Below are 17,417 nucleotides of genomic sequence, written 5' to 3'. Positions count from 1 at the left end.
TTTCGCTAAGGTCAAAATTTATTGTTGAGCGCTGCGTATTATCGAAAAAATATCGAACGCGGGCAGTGCTTCATTGTTGTTATTGGCATCAAAGAAACTGGCATTTTCCCAGTGGCTACCGGTTCCCCACTGAGTTTTGCACTGCGTGCTAACCCATGCGGGTTCCCAATAAATTAACCCGCTACCGTCACCGTCAACAATTTCGCTGAGTAGGTCGAACAGGTATTTTTTTTGATGTTCCGGCGTGGCGGAATAGCCGTCGACTAATGCATTTTCGGCGAGCACGTTATTCGCGTCGTCAAAATTATTGAGTGTCCAAGGGTAGGCGGTTTCAACAACGACTACGGGTTTGCTGAATTTTGAACGCAGTGTGGCTATTGCATTGGAAACTTGTTCTATTGGATAGCTGGACCACTGGGCGTAGTAACTTAAACCGATGGTGTCGAATTCAGTAACGCCCGCGGCAAATGCGGCATCGAACCATAATAAGGCATTTTCTGGCTGGGCAATATGTAGCACGCGGTTAAGCACTGTATTGTGGTTGCGATTGTAGTCGCTTACAGCGCGCAAGCCGCTGTTTATTAAAGTGGCGTTACGGGCCCAGTTGATTGGCTCGCTAGTGTCATTATTTTCATTGCTGTTATTGTTGGGCAGCTGCATAACTTCGCGATTGATTTCGTTTCCTACCTGTACCATTTGCGGCAGGCTGTCACTTGCTTGCAAGCTTTGTAGGGTGTCGTAGGTGTATTGGTACACCTCTGCGGCAAGTGCGTCGGTGTCGTTGTATAAATGTTCCCACGCGGCTGGAATTATTTGTTTCTCTGGGTCTGCCCAAGTGTCGGAGTAGTGGATGTCCAGTAGAACTTGCATGCCGGCGGCATGGGCACGTTGAATCGTGCGAGTAACATCGGCCAAGGTTGAGTAATTTGTCCAAGCCGGTGTATGCCACAATCTTACGCGAACGATATTAGCGCCTGCTTGTGCAAACAGCAGGTAGGGGTCGATGGCTTCACCTTGATATTGATAGCTCGCGCCACAATCTTCCATTTCGTTTACATAAGACAAATCTGCACCTAGATAAAAGGGCTTGTCTGTTGGAATACTAATTTGTGTTGTTTCAGTTCCGGCGTTGTTGGTGTTTGTATTTTCAACGTTTGTGTTGGGGCTATTAGCGTTAGCATCTTGCTGACGTGTGCCGCCCGCACCGCAAGCGCTCAGTAAAATAGATAAGGCGCTAGCGACGATTAACGGCCTAGTTAAATTTAACAATACTGTGTTGAGTTTACATTTGTTGTAAGTAGTCATAGTCGTGTTTCATGTTGGTTTTACATCGTCTTAGCACAACGCAGTTGGACATAACAGCGGTTGACTATAGTTGCTGTCGGGATAACTTTTTGAGTCTGGCGTCATCAAAAAAATCGGCCGGTTTCCCGGCCGATAAATCGATTACTTCTTTAGCTAAAATCTAGAGCGATAAGGTGATCGCTGCTGTTATGGCTAATGTAATCGACAGCCTGCTGAAATAAGTTAATAGCATACTAAGTAATTCGTTAACGGCATTAAAGCTTCCAGCTAAAGCCTAGGCTGTAGCGTTGGCCGAATTCTTCGTACTTGTTAATGTGCGAAGCATTGTTCGACTCAAGACCGTAAACGCGATAGGGCTCGTTGGTTAAGTTGCCAACTTGCAGCATCACTTTTAGGGACTCGTCGATCTCATAAGAGAGGCTAAGATCAAAATAGCCCTCGGCCGAGTTTACCCCTTCCTCACCCATTACGCGGTTGATATCACGCTGGAAATCGCTGCGGTAATTATACGAAAGCCGGCTTTCAAACCCATTCATATAGTGCCACAAGGTTGCGGTACCTACATGCTTTGATAAACCGGTTAAGCCAAAAGGTTCGGCGTTAAGCGGTGTGCCTTGGCGAATATCCGATTCTGCATAGGCGTAGTTGGCGTATACGCCTAAGCCTTTTAGGAATTCCCCTGGTAGAAAATCAAACGATTGCTGATATAGCAACTCGTAGCCGCGAATATAGCCACCTTCGCCGTTAACCGGCATTGATAAGCTGTAGTCTGTGCCGTCTACGGTGATGGTTTCGGCACCAGCTTGGCGCGCGATGTAGGTATCCATGTCTTTGTAGTAGAGGGTTGCGGCAAGTGAATTACTCTCGCCGAAATACCACTCATAGGTTAAATCTAATTGATTGGCTCGAAAGGGTTCGAGTTTTGGGTTGCCAGAACCGGATTCGCCGGGGTTCGGCGCCCATTGATCCTGACCTATGTCGACCGCAGGGCTGAGGAAGTCGAGTGGCGCACGAGCAATGGTTTTTGCCAGAGCGAAGCGCACCATCGTTGCGTCGGTTAGCTCAAAGCTGACGTTTAAGCTGGGTAAAATATCGGTATAGCTATGGGAGAAGTCGACAGCTTCGGCGGAGGCGGGTACTTCTACCCAAGTGCCGGAACCTTCGGGCTGTTCTACCCACACACTTGTCGATAGCACTTGACTACCGTGTGCGCCTGTTTTGGTTTCGACTGCGCGTAAACCGATGTTACCGCTAACTGGAACGGAACCCCAGTTGCTGCGAAAATTTAATTGCGCATAGGCGGCATTAATTTTTTCGGTTACGCGCCAACTGGCAAGCTGGTCATCGTTGTCGCCAACTGCGGGGTTGGCAATTGAACCAAAGTAGTAGGCAATTGCCGCTTCGCGGTCGAGGGTCATGTAGCTCGGCAAATCAGACCAATAGCTCGATGAACCTGAATCGATAACAAGGTTGGCAGGAATGGGCTCGCCCGCGTTTTGTGATATTGGTTGGTCCCAAATTTGCGCGTCGAGGGATTTTTCGCGATCGGATAGGCGTGCACCGACCACCAACGAAGTGAAAAAGCCATCGTCAAACTCGCGCGTGCCACTCAGGTCTATAGCTGTAATGGTGTCCTTGCCTGATGCCAAGGGTTGAACCGTTAAGGATTCAACCGCGTTTTGGCTGGGGTCAGTGAGATCGATACCTGCATCGAGTGCAAAGGTCATGCGGTCATCGCTGTTTCCGGCAAAGGTTCCGCGCATATCGCTGGAGCTATTGCTGGTGCGCAGCGAGTGCCAGCGGCGGTCGCGGTTGGTTTGTGAGTGAGATAGATCCGCGCCGAGTGTCCACTGGTCCAGTGTCCACGCAAGTGTCAAGCCTTGGCTAAGTAGCTCATCGGTTTGAATGAATTGTTCGTTAAGGCTGCGCAGGGAGCTCAATCCCACATTTGCGGCCAATACATCCTCGGCATCGGCATCGGAGTTACTGAAACCGGTCGCTGTTGAATTCTGGATAAGCCACTGGCGCTCGTAGGTTGAGTCGATATTGAAGTCAAAGCCGCGCTGCTCTTCGTCTATGTCTAGCTTTGAATAGAACAGGTCGTAGTTTAAGTTGAAGTTGACATTGGGTTCCCATTCGATCACGCCCATAGCGCCGATCCGCGAGTCTTTACCACCGCGCACTAAAGCGGCACCGCCCCAAGGGGCGTTAAAGTTTTTACCTTCGGTATCGTTCCACTGTGTGTTGTGCCAGGTGTCGCCATAGTTCCATAGTTCGGCGCGCTGGGTTGCGATGGCTTGACTTTGGCCCGCGATTCCCACGGCCACGCCTAGGGTGTCGTCAGCGAATTTATCGATGTAGGCGAGGCTGAAGCGATGGCCCAAGCCGCTGTTATAGGCATCGTCTATATCTTGCCCTTGTTCGTAAAGCGAGGCGCGCACATTAACCGCGATAAGTCGCTCGTCGTAGTCAAGAGGGGCGATGGTTTCGAGATTTACCGTGCCGGAAAGCCCGCCTTCAATCATCTTCGCCTGCGGTGTCTTATAGACTTGCGCGGCGTTAATCAGCTCGGCGGGGAACTGGTCGTAGCGAACGTTGCGGTCTTCTTCTACGGTCGCCACTTCGCGACCGTTTAGGGTGGTTAAGCCCAGCTGGCCGCCCATGCCGCGAATTGAAATTTGGCTGCCGTTACCGCGATCGCGATCCTGGGCGACGCCAGGGAGGCGGGCTAAGCTTTCGGTTATCGAGGTGTCAGGCAGCTGGCCTATGTCTTCTGCAGAAATGGCTTCTATCACGCTATCGGAATTGCGCTTTAGTTCGAGCGCTGAGCGCAGGCTTTTTTGGTAGGTGCCTTGAATGATAACTTCTTCCACCGCTGGCGATGAATCTTGCGGCGCGTCGGCCTGCTGAGCGTGAACATTTAATGCCGCGCCGCAGAGGCCTAAGGTAGCGACCAAAACGCATCGGCTGGCGTGGGTGTTGGCGAAAGTCATGTGTTTATTCTTATGCATGGGGTCCCCCTCGTGCTCTCATTCTATTTATTGTAGTCAGCGGTGAAGCCACTGCTGGCGTGTTTGCGCTATTGATTGCTGCTGCCGTGTCGGTAACTGCAGGCTAATATGGCGCACGGTTTAGTTAGGCTTGGTATCTAGTTAGATAGGTTAAAACCGAGCTTAACCGCAATCCTTTGAACGCCTTCACAGTACGACTTATACGTTTACCTTAACAGGCGCTAGTTTTATGCTTATAATCCAACTAATGCGTAGGGTAAACGTTTTCCTTGTTTTAGTAAACCCTCGCTAAATAGCGTCTACTCGTGAATTTTTCGTCGGTTTTTTTATTGCCGCTTAAAGGCTGTATAAACCGCGCTAGATGCTACCAACATAACAATAACGCGCAGGATCGCGGGTGGTGACGAGTGTTGAGCTTATTGCTTGGTTACCACCTATGGCAGCACCTGTATTTATCTCTACAGACACGAAAGGTGTTCATCATGAACCGAAAAAATACATCAATAAGGTCTTCCGGCGTTCGGTGGATAGCAGCCGGCTTGGCGCTTGGCTTGTTAACACTCGGCTCGGTGGGTGCAGCAGCATTTACCAAGGGTGCCGATATCAGCTGGCTAACGGAAATGGAGGCCTCGAACTATCGCTTTAACAACGACCAAGGGAACGAGCAGAATCTTTTCAGTATTCTTAAAGATCACGGTATGGACTCGATTCGTTTGCGCGTTTGGGTTAATCCGAACGGCGGTTGGAACAATACTGCCGATACCATTGCCAAGGCACGTCGTGCTCAAGCTGCCGGTATGCGGATTTTGATCGACTTCCACTACAGCGACAGCTGGGCCGACCCTGGCCAGCAAAACAAGCCGAGCGCGTGGCGTAATTATTCGTTTGATGAGCTGATGACGGCTGTTTGGCAACATACTCACGACACTCTAACCGCATTGAAAAACGCTGGGATCACACCTGAGTGGGTACAAGTAGGTAATGAGACCAACAACGGTATGTTGTGGGAAGACGGCCGCGCTTCTACCAATATGCGTAACTTCGCCTGGTTGGTGAATAGTGGTTACGATGCCGTGAAAGAGGTGTTCCCCAGCGCTAAAGTGGTTGTGCACATTTCCAACTGTCACGACAACGGCTTGTTTCGCTGGATATTCGACGGCCTACGAGATAATGGCGCCAGTTGGGATGTCGTCGGCGCTTCAAGTTACCCTACGCACGCTGAAAATATGGATTGGCGTACCGCCAATAGTCGCTGCTTAAGTAATTTGAACGATATGGTGTCGCGTTATAACACTGAGGTTATGGTTGCCGAGGTGGGTGTACCTTGGGATCACAGCGAGGGCAAAGCCATAGTCGCCGATGTTATTAGCAAGGTGCGTCAGGTTAACAATGGTCGCGGTATTGGGGTGTTTTATTGGGAGCCGCAATCCTATGATTGGAAAGGTTATTCTATGGGGGCTTGGAACCCAAATACCCGTCGGCCTACCACTATAATGGACGCGTTTTTAGAGGGTGGATCTGGCGGTAGTTCTAGTAGTAGTTCAAGTTCATCTAGTTCTTCGTCCAGCAGCAGTTCTAGCTCGTCTTCGTCCAGCAGTTCTTCAAGTAGCAGTTCTTCAAGTAGCAGTTCCTCTGGGGCTGGAGGCTCTGAAGCTTGTAATTGGTACGGACGCAATTATCCCTTGTGTAATAACAGTTCAAGCGGTTGGGGCTGGGAAAACTCGCAAAGCTGTATTGGTCGTTCTACCTGTAACGGTCAGCCTGCTCCCTACGGTGTCGTTTCAACTGGCGGATCAACCAGCTCATCGAGTTCCTCCAGCTCTTCAAGCTCGAGCAGTTCTTCTAGCAGTTCGTCGAGTAGCAGTTCGTCGAGTTCTAGCTCAAGTAGTTCGTCAAGCAGCTCGTCGGGTGGCGGTGGAACCTGTAATTGGTACGGTACCTCATACCCTATGTGTGAAACCACGCAGAGCGGTTGGGGCTGGGAAAACAATCGTAGTTGTATCGCGCCATCAACCTGTAATTCACAGTAACGGTAGTCCATCTTTAGCAATATTTTGCAACCCTTGGCCAAGCAATCGCTTGGCCATTCACTTTGTGACAGAGTTCGCCACGCGGCACAGCACCGCGTGGTATCCCTCGAAAACGTTAACCAGATTGATTCTCAAGTTGAGTAAATTCTCCGCTTGTGTGGAATAATGCGCGGCTAACAGCGCTCGCGCTTACCCAAAAGAGTTTGCCTGCCTCTATTGTTTTATCCAGTATCAAAATTTGCGCTAGCAAACACTAAGCCGCAGCGTGGTATGACTCTATAAAAATAATAAACGACGTTTTCAGGGCTTTATAAGATGAAATATTGGCTAAATACCACGTTGCAACACGACAACTTAGTGGTGCTGGCAAAAACGGGAATTTTGATTGGCAGTTGTGCGCCGGAGCAGGTCGATAAATTACAGCTGGCACTGTCTAAACGTATCAATCCTGTTCGAGTTCTCGGCAAGCACGCCGTAAAGGTCATTACCTTTGCACAGCTAAGATGCATCGATTGGCTGCACGACGGGCGCAGTATCGACTTACTTCTAGACGGGAAGGGCGGGCGTCAGCTAATCGAATTTCACGATAGTCGCGCTCGCGCAAGCTGTGTCCAGTTGTTAGAAAAGCTACTCCCTAGTAGCCTCCCCAAAACTCAGCGCACCAGGGTTCCTTTGGTGGCCCTAATTCTGCCGCTACTAGGTATTCTGGTTTCGGCCTTTATTGCCTATCGACTTTTAAACACCCTGTTTTGGCCAGGCTTAGCGATTGGTTTGGGCGGGGCAGTCGTGGGTATAGGTACGATTGTTTACTCCTTTCTTAACCCCTACGAGCAACTTTATTGGGGCGTGCGTAAACAAAAAACGCGCGCACTAGCGGTGTCGCTTGTGATTGGTTTGGTCATCTTCGCGGCAGGGGCGTATCTAGCGATTCAAGTCTTACCCTATCACTACGGTAGTGGCGCACTATTGGCGAGCTATAAAGCTGAACGCTTAATGCCAGACAAGGTCGAGGTGCTTCAGCGCCGAGGCGCGGATATTAATCTTGCTGATGAGCGTGGCGATTATTTGGTACATCTTGTTATCGCCGCACGCCAGCAGGCCTTGTTAGGCGCAGCAATAAAAGCGGGCGCAGCGTTAGATGTAACTGATGCAAACCAGCTAACCCCGCTTGCCAAAGCGTTTCAAACCGACAACCTTGTGGCGGCTATGGCGATTTTATCGGCCGGACGCGGCTTGGGAAGCCCGGAAAACCTATTGGAATTACTTGCGACAACCAATTTTGATCGAGCCCTGCTGGAAAAAATGCGCGAGCGGGGGTTTTCATTAATGGCCACCACCGCCAACGGCGATAATCTGTTGAAGATTGCGCTGCAAAACAACGCCAATATCGACACCATCGCCTTTTTGGTTGACGCGGGAGTGGACCAAAACTTTCGTATTGAAGACATGTCTGCTGCGGCCTACGCGGCCTTTAATGGGCGCTCAGACGTTGCCCAGTTGCTTACCGGGGAGTTAGCCGAAATTATGGCGCAGCAGCAACAGAGCGCAGCGCAAAAAGTCGATGCCTATTTAGATGCCGAAGCGGCCCAACTGGCTGTAACCACACAAGCGCTGGCGCTGTACGATGCGGATTACGATATCGATAGTGCCGCAGACCTGGTTGCGGCTCGACGCGATGCAACCCAATCGATAGCGACCGAGCAGGCGGTTAGCGCCTATGTTATTGCCGAGCAGGCACTTGCCTACAGCCGTTTATGCGATCAGATCGGCTACGGTCGCAGCCCACAATTACGTGCTCGAACAGATGCTTTTCACCTGAAGCAACAAGCGGCCATTGAAGCGGTCGATACCCTTGTAGCTAGTGGTCGAACGCTTGAAGGTATGGTCCCGCTCCATCTCCAAGAGAATATTGACCGCGGTATTGAGGCGTTAGAACAGCGTTTCTCCAGTGGCGGAGAAGCGAATCGACCTATGCTGATTCGGGAATGCGACACTATGTTGGCTCGAGTTTCCGGCTAGGTGAATCTAGTGACAATCGAGCGAAGTTGAAATCGACGAGATCTATTTGATACTAATTCTCGTTTGCATTAGTATCCCCTCCTTAAATCAGACGGCAATACTAACGTCGACAATGCCCTCAGGGCTTTTTTAGCCCCAAGGGCTGTGCAACGAAGAGAATAATGGCAATCACAACAGAAGTCGCTAAAGGCTGCAATCTAAACGGCTCAGATACTCTGAATCTTGCGCTTCGCGTGATAGTCACAGTCAAGTTGAGAGCTATAGTCATAGGTCTGTTGTTTGCGACGCTGAGCCTTATAGTGAAAGCCGATATGGTGCCGCAAACTGAGGCTAGCGCCGCCAATAACTTTATTGCGAGCGTTTTTAGTACTCCGCCAGTGGTGAAAACACTGTGGTTAAACAAAGCCAGCAAAGCAGAAATCGATTCGCAGTTGGATTACCAAATAAAAACGCTGCGTATTCGCTATTGGCGAGACACTAAGCGTACCGCTTGGATTTTAGATGAAATCGGCAAAGAACAGCCAATCACCATTGGTGTTGTCGTAAACAACGGGGCTATTGAGCAGGTGCAAATTTTGGCCTATCGAGAGAGCCGTGGCGGAGAAGTTCAACAGGGCTTTTTTACCGATCAATTTGTTGCCGCAACACTTAGTCGCAATGAAGAGAATACCCAAGACCAAAAAAATCTCGATTTGAACAAATCCATCGACGGTATAACCGGTGCAACACTGTCGGTGCGCGCAGTAAAGAAAATCGCAACCTTAGCGCTTTATCTTCATGATTTGGCGCTAGCAAACTAGAATTACGCAGGCCCATTGTTACGGTTTGGTGGTATTCTTCCGATAAGATTCACGTGTTAATTAATCTATGGCTGCTTCTTCTGATTCTCGCAGTACAAAATCTTCCTACAAACGCCTAGTTACGCTCTGGCATCGACGAGTCGGTATTGTTAGCGCGTTATGTATCGTGTTTTTATCGGTAACGGGCGTTCTGTTAAATCATAGCGATCAGCTAAGTCTTTCCAAACAGTTTGTTCGTTCACCACTATTACTCAAGTTGTATGGCGTCTCGATTCCGCAGGCTGTCGGCTTCCAGCTAGAGCATGCTTCAGAACATAGGCTTGACGTGGTTATCAGCCAGCTGGGGACGCAAATCTTCAGAGGTGGCGAGCCTGTTGGGCGCTGCGACACCGCGTTAGTGGGCGCTGTGTCGCTGCAAGACCTTATTGCTGTGGTGTGTGCCGAGCAGTTGCTGCTGTATACGGCTGAATATGAATTAGTTGAATCGGTATCGCGATTACAGGGCCTGCCAACACCGATCATTGCCGCACAGACATGCGGGGCAACAACCGATAGTGCTGAATTATCCAGTGAACTCAATAGTGAGTCTGATGCTCGCGGGCTGTGTATAAAAACAGCAAACGCGTCTTACTGGGCGAACCTCGATAGCCTGGATTGGCGTAACTTGGCAAAAACGTCGGAAAAGTGGCCACAACCTGTGGTTATTTCTCAGGAGTTAAAACAATTGATGTCGAGCGCTTACCTGGGGACTAATATTACATGGGCGCGACTTGTTCAAGACTTACACGCAGGCCGATTTTTGGGTCGCCTAGGCCCTTTTTTAATGGATGCGGTCGCCGGCATTTTTATGGTTTTGGCAGTAAGTGGTTTATATTTATGGTACAAAGCAGGTCGCAAAAAAAGTCGCACCAGTAAGTAGTACGATCTTGAGGCAGCGATTAAACCGACTCTAAATACGCGGAATTACTGAATGGCAGTAACCATCCCTGGCTACAAGTTGGCATGCACGCTTGGTAAAGGCGGTATGGCCACGGTATACCTAGCCGAGCAGGAAATATTTGAGCGGCAGGTTGCGCTCAAGGTAATGTCACGCGCGCTCGGTGAAGATGATACTTTTGGCCAGCGCTTTTTCCGCGAAGCCCGTATTGTTAGCCAATTGGCCCACCCGAATATCGTTACCGTTTACGATGTGGGGGTACACGAGGGAATCTACTACCTCTCAATGGAATACATTGAGGGCGACGATCTAAAAACAGCCCGCAAATTTCTTACCCTAAAACAAAAAATTAATACCATTATCGATATCGCACGGGCACTCGACTATGCCGGTAGTAAAGGGTACGTGCACCGCGATATTAAACCCGAAAATATAATGTTTAACTCTTCGGACGGGCGCGCCATCTTGATGGATTTTGGTATTGCTCGTGCGGCGGAAAGCGACCAGAGTATGACCCAAACGGGTACCGCTATCGGTACTCCTCATTACATGAGCCCCGAGCAAGCGAAGGGCAAGCAGGTGGACCACCGCTCCGATCTCTACAGCCTTGGGGTTGTGTTCTATTTGCTACTCACCGGCCGAGTGCTTTTTGATGCTGAGTCGGCGGTCGCTATTGGCATTAAACACATTACCGAACCGGTGCCGTTGTTACCTGATGGAATGGGTGCATTACAGCCTATATTAGACGGTCTACTGGCGAAAAAGCCCGAGTCACGCTATCAGGTGGCGGCACAATTAATTGCAGATCTCGAGCGGCTTGATGTCCGTTTACTTGAGCAATCTATCGCTTACGCTGATTCGAATGCAGCCGAGGCGGCTCGTCCAGCGAACGACCGCAACGCCATAACACAGCCAATGCGCGGGGGAAGTGATCTAGATGAGAGCTTCAACTATAGTGGCGGCCGCGAGAAAATTACCGTTGTTTACGACGATCAGGATGCCGGTTTAAATACTGGGCGCAGCTTTATTCCCTACGTGCTGTTATTGACCGTTATCGTGGCAACCTTTGGTTGGGTGGGTTACCAGTATCAACCGGCATTGGTAAAGCCTTGGATCGAAAAGAGTGGTCACCTGGTGCTGGATACCTTCGGGTCGGCGATGAGTTGGACGCGTAACCTATTCGAGCCGGATAGCGATGCTTCGAATGATTCATCTGCTGTGAATCCAAAACCGAAAGCGCAAAATCCAGTCCCCAGCAAGGTTACAGATCGCACAAGCACCAATAACGGAGAGGCGAGCGCGGTTATTAAGCCTAAGCCCACAGCGACTAAACCCTCAGTCAAAGCCACTTCTCCAGCCCCCGCAGCTGCGAACATCAACACCTTAACTGAGCACTATTACGCCAAAATCCATACGCTCAACAATTTATACGCGCAAGACGGTACTTATCTGGGGGATTTGGTGGCGGCATATCGCGCCTTGTTGGCCGAGTTTCCGAAAGAGCTAAAAGCACAAGAAGCTCTAGACCTCATTAAAGTTAACGAGTTTGGCAAGGTGCGAGATCTTGCCGAGGCGGGGGACCTTACTGCTGCGAAGGCCCGTTTACGCCAGTTGCAGCCGATGTTTGCCTCATGGTCTGGCTCTGAGTTTGCGGCGTTGGAGAGTTGGGTGGATGAACGGGTACTGATTGATAAGTACCTGCGTCAAGCGCAATCATTGCTGCAAGATGGCTCATTGATTTACCCGAAAACGCCAAATGTGATTCAACAATATCAAGCGGTACTAGCCATAGAGCCCCAACACGCCGAGGCTTTGGCAGGGGTAGATAATGCACTTGCGATGGTGTTTGTGCAGGCCAGCGAGCGTTATCGCGCCAACCAGTTGATGGCTGCAGAGCAGCAATTACAGCAACTGTTGCAGGTTGCTCCGAATCATTCCGACGCACTGGCGCTCAACAAAAAGATCTCCGCGATTCAGTGGACACGTAGAGCCATTGCGCGAGACCTAGAAAAAGCGCAGGCGCGAATGGATGAGGAGGCGTACTTTATTCCGGCTGGTGACGCCGCTTACCATTATTACACTAATGTATTGGAACGAGATGAAGACAACCGCATTGCACGTGAGGGTATGGTGCGTTTAGTCGATGCTTTTGCCAGCCATATTTGGCAGCTAATGGGACACGAGGGCGCTGCGCAAGCCCAGGCCGAACTCAATGTGGCACTTCAATATCTACCGAGTAACGCTCGCCTAAACTCATTATCTCAAGCGGTTGCCGAGATGCTCAGCAGTTCCCCACCGTCTAACTAGTTCCACACCGTTCTGTACCCCGCAATTTAACCTTAATTCTGTACTTGAGCCTTAGCTCAGCAATTAAACCTGCTTTCGCGCGACGCTTTGCTATTCTTTATGTATTCGTTGATTCTGGCTTAGTCATAGCTTGGCTTCTGCCCAGCTCTAGTCCAAATAAGGAAAACATAGTGAGGGTGTTTCTTGGCGGTGCAGCCGGTGAGGTAATCGAGAAGCTAAAATCTTTGTGCAGTGAGTATGACTGCCATCATGATTATGCTAATGACTTGGTGGGTGCAAGAAAGCTTTTGGATGCGGGGGTGTTTGATCTGGTGTGCCTTGCGCAGTACTTTGACGACGGTTCTGCCTTTGAGTTATGCCGCGAAATACGTGGCCAGCTTAAATGGCAAGAGTGCCCGGTTCTACTGATTACCGAGCGTTCACAGCCGGCGCTTATCGAAAAAGCCTTTGCTTCAGGCTTTAACGAAACCTTTAGTTTGCAGCAGCTGCCTAATTTCCAAGCGTTTATCCATAACTTTTCTCGAGCCCGCCATCCGATAGAGGGACGGGTGTTGTTAGTCGAGGATTCGCCATCACAACAGCGAATGGTGGAAGCGGTACTCTCAAGAATTGGTTTACAAGTAAAAATCTGCGCCGACGCGCATTCGGCTTTAGCATTGTTTGAGACGGAAGATTTCGACTTAATTATTACCGATGTGGTCCTCGAAGGAGAGCTAACAGGGTTGGATCTTATCGGCCGTATCCGCACCCAGTCACGCGCTCAAGCCAGTACACCGATTCTGGTAATGTCTAGCTATCAATCTCAGGCGCAGCGCGTTGAACCCTTTCGTATCGGCGCGAGCGATTATGTGTCCAAGCCGCTCGCCATCGACGAACTATTGGCGCGCGCTCGTCGGTTAATTGAATCTCATAAATTATTGCAGCAAGTTCACGAGCAGCAGCTGTCGTTAGAGCATGCCAACGATGTTATGACGCATATGCTAAGCCGAGTCAGTCACGAATGTCGGAACTCCGTGAATATCGTTTTGGGTGTGACACAGTTACTGAGGCGTAAAGAAACATTTAGCGACGCGCAAAATAAAAAATTAGACACCATTACCAGCGCCACACGGCACCAGCTGTCGCTGTTGAACGATATTTTGGATTTCACTCAGCTGGAGTCGGGGGAAATTGAACTCAATTTAGAAGTGGCTGAAATTCGTGAGCTGGTAGACGATGTGGTGAGTTTGTTCGTTTATTCCTGTGAAGAAAAGAACTTGGCGCTAATGACAGAGTATGCGGATAATCTACCTAAACACTGTGAGCTCGATGTTCGCTTAGTTAAGCAAACCTTGATAAACCTGTTATCAAACGCCGTAAAATTTACGCTTAAGGGGCAAATCAAACTGCGTGTGTGGGTTGAGCAAAACACCTTAAGGTTTGAGGTGTCTGATTCTGGACCAGGAATAGCGCGGGACGAAGTCAGTTTGCTGTTCTCAGCATTCAAGCAGACCTCCACCGGTAGACTTTCGGGCACAGGATCTGGCTTGGGGCTGTCGCTTTGCTCGGCTTTTGCAACCGTAATGGGAGGCGAACTGGCTGCAACCTCGGTTTTAGGCGGGGGCAGCCAGTTTCGGTTAACTTTACCTCTAACAACTCGTTAGAAATAGTGTTGATAGCGATTAGCTACTCATTTTTGCCTGCAGGTAATTCTCAATTCCAATTTTCTCGATAAGACTGAGCTGTGTTTCTAGCCAGTCGACGTGCTCTTCTTCGTCATCGAGTATCTCCTGAAACAAATCGCGTGATACATAATCACGTACAGTTTCACAGTAAGCGATGGCGTCCCGCAGATCTGGAATCGCTTTTAGCTCAAGCTTCAAATCACAGGCGAGCATCTCTTGGGTGTTTTCGCCGATCATTAACTTACCTAGATCTTGCAAGTTTGGCAGCCCTTCCAGAAACAAAATACGTTCAATTAGTTTGTCCGCATGTTTCATTTCATCGATGGACTCTTCGTATTCATGCTCGGCCAGCTCTTTTAGGCCCCAATCTTTGTACATGCGGGAATGGAGAAAATACTGATTAATGGCAACCAGTTCATTGCTGAGGGAAAGGTTCAGAAATTCAATAACTTTGGCGTCGCCTTTCATAGGAGCGCTCCTTGTTTTAGGGGTGGGGGATGGGGGGAAGTGTGCGCACCGGCGTGAAGTTTGTCAAACGTCACGAGGCAGATCCAACGGTAGGTGTTTAGGGTGACAGCGGTATTTTGACTGGCGGGCACTACGGGGAATGACTGAATAAAAACTAACCTGCTAAATAGTATAACCCTTGGCTGCTATTCTCTGTTGCTGCGAGTGTTTCAGTGATGACTTCGCGGGCGAGACAGGCACATTTACCGCACTGGCTGGCGACGCCAAGCTGTTTACGCACGGCACGCAAACTTTCGGCACCGTTGTCTACGGCGTCACGAATTTGGGTGTCGGTAATACCTTTGCATAAACATACGTACATAGTGTGTTACTCGTGGTGTGTGACCTACTAGTTACGGCGCAATAAGGTGATGACGTTCCAGCTGCACCGCTTACCTTTATGAATAATGGATAATTTACTGCGAACAAGAATGATTGTCAATTAGATTCATAGTCCGTTTTTCAGGGAAAGGAGTGCCAAATTGGTGTTATGTGAATAAGTAGGGCGTTATCGTTTGTGATCTTATTGAAGTTATTTAGAAATTTAATGAAAATGCGGTCTGCCAGCGTGTATCATTACCGCTCGCTATTAATTGCATTGCTTTGATTGTATTGTTTTTGTACAAAGCGGGGCGGTCAGTCACAGTTTCGCGTAACGCGGGTATCCATCTCACGACAACATCAACTCACTTCCAGGGAGACAACCATGGGCGTTTTAGTCGGTAAATCTGCACCAGACTTTACAGCACCAGCTGTATTGGGCAGCGGTGAAATCGTAGACAGTTTCAATTTTGGGGAAGCCACGAAAGGTAAGAAAGCGGTTGTTTTCTTCTACCCGTTGGACTTCACTTTTGTATGTCCTTCTGAATTATTGGCTTTCGATCATCGCATCGCCGAGTTCGCAAAGCGCGGTGTAGAAGTGATCGGTGTTTCCATCGATTCTCACTTTTCACACAACGCATGGCGCAACACCGCTGTTAATGATGGCGGTATTGGCCCAGTTAAGTACACCCTTGTAGCCGATATGACGCACGCTATTTGTAAGGCCTACGATGTAGAATCTGAAGGCGGTGTTGCTTACCGTGGTTCGTTCTTGATCGATGAAGACGGTTTGGTTCGTCATCAGGTTGTTAACGATTTGCCTTTAGGTCGTAACGTTGACGAAATGTTGCGTATGGTTGACGCATTGGCCTTCCACCAGGAGCACGGTGAAGTGTGTCCAGCTGGCTGGAAAGACGGCGATAAAGGTATGGATGCTTCCCCTACGGGCGTTGCAGCTTATCTTTCTGAAAACGCCGATAAACTTTAAGTTTCAAAGCGTTGTCAAAAACCGGCTTATGCCGGTTTTTTTTCGTCTGAAATTGGGTCTAAGCTTTGATCTAAGGCGCTATGAACTTGTATCGGGGAGTTCGTGCTCCTAGGGCGATTTACAATCTAGAGGTTCCTTCGCTGTGAATCTAGCCCTAAAATGACAAGTCAAGCTGTAATAATGGCAGCGGAACCACTGGATAACTATGAACGCCATAAAACAACGCTACGAAACCTTAATTGACAAATATCGTGTACGTCTGCGAGATAAAGCGATTAGTCGCGCTCGCGCACGAATTTATGCCAGCGGTAAAGAGCCCGAAGCTTTATCAGAGGTGGCCTTAGAGGCCGTGGTAAAGGATGAAGAAGATAAACTGGTCAGTGAACTTAAGTCTAAAGGCATCTACGCACTACTGGCTGCGCTTGGTCTGAGTTTTTGGGTGTAGCCTTGTGAAATTTATCGCTAATACATTTTTTCTCGCATTAATTTGGAAGCGCTACAGTCGTCTGATAGTCGCTGTTGCGCTGCTGTTTGCCAGCTACTTTATGGTTGCCACATTACATAGCGACTATTTGGACTACGTGAAAAACTCGGGTGTGGATAGGTATTTGGCGTTGTCCTACGTGGTTAAGTGGGTTTTACTGATTGCCTTAACGGCGATATTTTATTTCGTTGTGGCGCGAACGCGCTCTAAGGTCGAGGTGGAAAAGCGGGCGAAGATGGCTGGCAGAGACACATTTCAGAGTCGTCGAGCAAACGAAGTGCCTTCGGCCGCAGCAAAAACCGACCCGTTTGAGTCGATTCGCCACAAGCGCAAGTTACGAGGTCGGGCAGATCAGTTTTTGGATGAAGACGACTAGCGAGTCTAAAGTGGCCAGCCACCCAGCTGTTTCCATTTGTTAACAATCAAACAGAAGAGTTCTGCCGTTTTTTCGGCATCATAGGCGGCCGAGTGGGCTTCGCGATTAGAAAACTCAATTTCCGCTACCATGCAGGTTTTCGCCAATACGGTTTGACCAAACACTAAACCGGAAAGGCTCGCGGTATCAAAGCAGGAGAAGGGATGAAACGGGTTGCGCTTCATCTCACAGCGACTAGACGCCGCATTAATAAAGCCTAAATCAAAATGTGCGTTGTGTCCCACCAGTACGGCTCGATTACAGCCTTCAGCTTTAACCGCTTTACGTACCGCCTGAAAAATCTCGCCCAAGGCATAGTCTTCCGGCACGCCAGCGCGGTTCTCACACTCCAAGTCAATGCCGGTAAAGTCTAGTGCCGCCTGCTCGATATTGGCGCCCTCAAAGGGTTCTACATGAAAATCGAAGGTTTCGTGGGGGTGGAGCAGTCCGTCATCGTCCATACGCAGCGTTACTGCGGCCACTTCTAATAGAGCATCGGTCGCGCAGTTAAAACCGCCGGTTTCAACATCGATAATAACCGGTAAGAAACCACGAAAACGCTGAGCGAGCGGTGATTTCGCCGGTGCTTCCGCGGCGGGTTTTATTTCGGTGTTGCTGACTTCAGTATT

The 17,417-nt window shown here is 49.4% G+C and carries 14 protein-coding genes; 9 read left to right on the top strand and 5 right to left on the bottom strand.

Features of this window, described 5'->3' with window-relative positions:
* Positions 1–18 precede the first annotated feature (18 nt).
* Positions 19–1,305 (bottom strand): glycoside hydrolase family 53 protein, encoded by a 1,287-nt coding sequence (locus IDZ20_RS12895; protein WP_188151839.1) that lies wholly within the window; start codon positions 1,303–1,305, stop codon positions 19–21.
* 254 nt (positions 1,306–1,559) lie between these two features.
* Positions 1,560–4,316, bottom strand: coding sequence for a TonB-dependent receptor (locus tag IDZ20_RS12890; RefSeq protein ID WP_188151838.1), 2,757 nt, complete (start codon positions 4,314–4,316; stop codon positions 1,560–1,562).
* Positions 4,317–4,798: 482 nt separating this feature from the next.
* Between IDZ20_RS12890 and IDZ20_RS16525 the strand changes: the two genes are divergently transcribed.
* From IDZ20_RS16525 to IDZ20_RS12860, 6 genes are all read left to right on the top strand, one after another.
* Positions 4,799–6,346 carry a glycosyl hydrolase 53 family protein gene (locus IDZ20_RS16525; RefSeq protein ID WP_188151837.1) on the top strand — a complete coding sequence of 516 codons (1,548 nt, stop codon included), beginning with the start codon at positions 4,799–4,801 and terminating at the stop codon, positions 6,344–6,346.
* Between the two features lie 315 nt (positions 6,347–6,661).
* Entirely contained in the window at positions 6,662–8,365 is a 1,704-nt protein-coding gene (locus IDZ20_RS12880; RefSeq protein WP_188151836.1) for an ankyrin repeat domain-containing protein, read from the top strand.
* Between the two features lie 161 nt (positions 8,366–8,526).
* Positions 8,527–9,165 carry an FMN-binding protein gene (locus IDZ20_RS12875; RefSeq protein ID WP_245792318.1) on the top strand — a complete coding sequence of 213 codons (639 nt, stop codon included), beginning with the start codon at positions 8,527–8,529 and terminating at the stop codon, positions 9,163–9,165.
* 67 nt (positions 9,166–9,232) lie between these two features.
* Positions 9,233–10,084 carry a PepSY domain-containing protein gene (locus tag IDZ20_RS12870; protein ID WP_188151835.1) on the top strand — a complete coding sequence of 284 codons (852 nt, stop codon included), beginning with the start codon at positions 9,233–9,235 and terminating at the stop codon, positions 10,082–10,084.
* 51 nt (positions 10,085–10,135) lie between these two features.
* Positions 10,136–12,409, top strand: coding sequence for a serine/threonine-protein kinase (locus tag IDZ20_RS12865; protein WP_188151834.1), 2,274 nt, complete (start codon positions 10,136–10,138; stop codon positions 12,407–12,409).
* Between the two features lie 170 nt (positions 12,410–12,579).
* Positions 12,580–14,052: a hybrid sensor histidine kinase/response regulator gene (locus tag IDZ20_RS12860; protein ID WP_188151833.1), complete on the top strand. Its 1,473-nt coding sequence runs from the start codon at positions 12,580–12,582 to the stop codon at positions 14,050–14,052.
* Positions 14,053–14,070: 18 nt separating this feature from the next.
* Here the strand turns inward: IDZ20_RS12860 and bfr are convergent, their stop codons facing one another.
* Positions 14,071–14,541: a bacterioferritin gene (bfr, locus tag IDZ20_RS12855; protein WP_188151832.1), complete on the bottom strand. Its 471-nt coding sequence runs from the start codon at positions 14,539–14,541 to the stop codon at positions 14,071–14,073.
* A gap of 154 nt (positions 14,542–14,695) precedes the next feature.
* Positions 14,696–14,902: a bacterioferritin-associated ferredoxin gene (locus tag IDZ20_RS12850; protein ID WP_188151831.1), complete on the bottom strand. Its 207-nt coding sequence runs from the start codon at positions 14,900–14,902 to the stop codon at positions 14,696–14,698.
* Positions 14,903–15,286: 384 nt separating this feature from the next.
* Between IDZ20_RS12850 and IDZ20_RS12845 the strand changes: the two genes are divergently transcribed.
* From IDZ20_RS12845 to IDZ20_RS12835, 3 genes are all read left to right on the top strand, one after another.
* A complete protein-coding gene (locus IDZ20_RS12845; protein WP_188151830.1) occupies positions 15,287–15,889 on the top strand; it encodes a peroxiredoxin in 603 nt (200 codons plus the stop codon).
* Positions 15,890–16,094: 205 nt separating this feature from the next.
* Entirely contained in the window at positions 16,095–16,334 is a 240-nt protein-coding gene (locus IDZ20_RS12840) for a hypothetical protein (protein ID WP_188151829.1), read from the top strand.
* A gap of 4 nt (positions 16,335–16,338) precedes the next feature.
* Positions 16,339–16,749: a hypothetical protein gene (locus IDZ20_RS12835; RefSeq protein ID WP_188151828.1), complete on the top strand. Its 411-nt coding sequence runs from the start codon at positions 16,339–16,341 to the stop codon at positions 16,747–16,749.
* A gap of 5 nt (positions 16,750–16,754) precedes the next feature.
* Here IDZ20_RS12835 and rnt read toward each other — a convergent pair whose 3' ends face one another.
* Positions 16,755–17,393 (bottom strand): ribonuclease T, encoded by a 639-nt coding sequence (gene rnt / locus IDZ20_RS12830; RefSeq protein ID WP_188151943.1) that lies wholly within the window; start codon positions 17,391–17,393, stop codon positions 16,755–16,757.
* Positions 17,394–17,417 lie beyond the last annotated feature (24 nt).

Source organism: Teredinibacter waterburyi, from assembly GCF_001922985.1.
Classification (GTDB): Bacteria; Pseudomonadota; Gammaproteobacteria; order Pseudomonadales; family Cellvibrionaceae; genus Teredinibacter; species Teredinibacter waterburyi.
Note: the sequence above shows the minus strand (reverse complement) of the source record. Positions and strands in the feature narration are given on the sequence as shown.

Bases quoted from the DNA above. Each gene is read 5' to 3' on its own strand.
- IDZ20_RS12895 (WP_188151839.1), bottom strand. From the start codon at position 1,305: ATGACTACTTACAACAAATGTAAACTCAACACAGTATTGTTAAATTTA.
- IDZ20_RS12890 (WP_188151838.1), bottom strand. From the start codon at position 4,316: ATGCATAAGAATAAACACATGACTTTCGCCAACACCCACGCCAGCCGA.
- IDZ20_RS16525 (WP_188151837.1), top strand. From the start codon at position 4,799: ATGAACCGAAAAAATACATCAATAAGGTCTTCCGGCGTTCGGTGGATA.
- IDZ20_RS12880 (WP_188151836.1), top strand. From the start codon at position 6,662: ATGAAATATTGGCTAAATACCACGTTGCAACACGACAACTTAGTGGTG.
- IDZ20_RS12875 (WP_245792318.1), top strand. From the start codon at position 8,527: ATGGCAATCACAACAGAAGTCGCTAAAGGCTGCAATCTAAACGGCTCA.
- IDZ20_RS12870 (WP_188151835.1), top strand. From the start codon at position 9,233: ATGGCTGCTTCTTCTGATTCTCGCAGTACAAAATCTTCCTACAAACGC.
- IDZ20_RS12865 (WP_188151834.1), top strand. From the start codon at position 10,136: ATGGCAGTAACCATCCCTGGCTACAAGTTGGCATGCACGCTTGGTAAA.
- bfr (WP_188151832.1), bottom strand. From the start codon at position 14,541: ATGAAAGGCGACGCCAAAGTTATTGAATTTCTGAACCTTTCCCTCAGC.
- IDZ20_RS12850 (WP_188151831.1), bottom strand. From the start codon at position 14,902: ATGTACGTATGTTTATGCAAAGGTATTACCGACACCCAAATTCGTGAC.
- IDZ20_RS12845 (WP_188151830.1), top strand. From the start codon at position 15,287: ATGGGCGTTTTAGTCGGTAAATCTGCACCAGACTTTACAGCACCAGCT.
- IDZ20_RS12840 (WP_188151829.1), top strand. From the start codon at position 16,095: ATGAACGCCATAAAACAACGCTACGAAACCTTAATTGACAAATATCGT.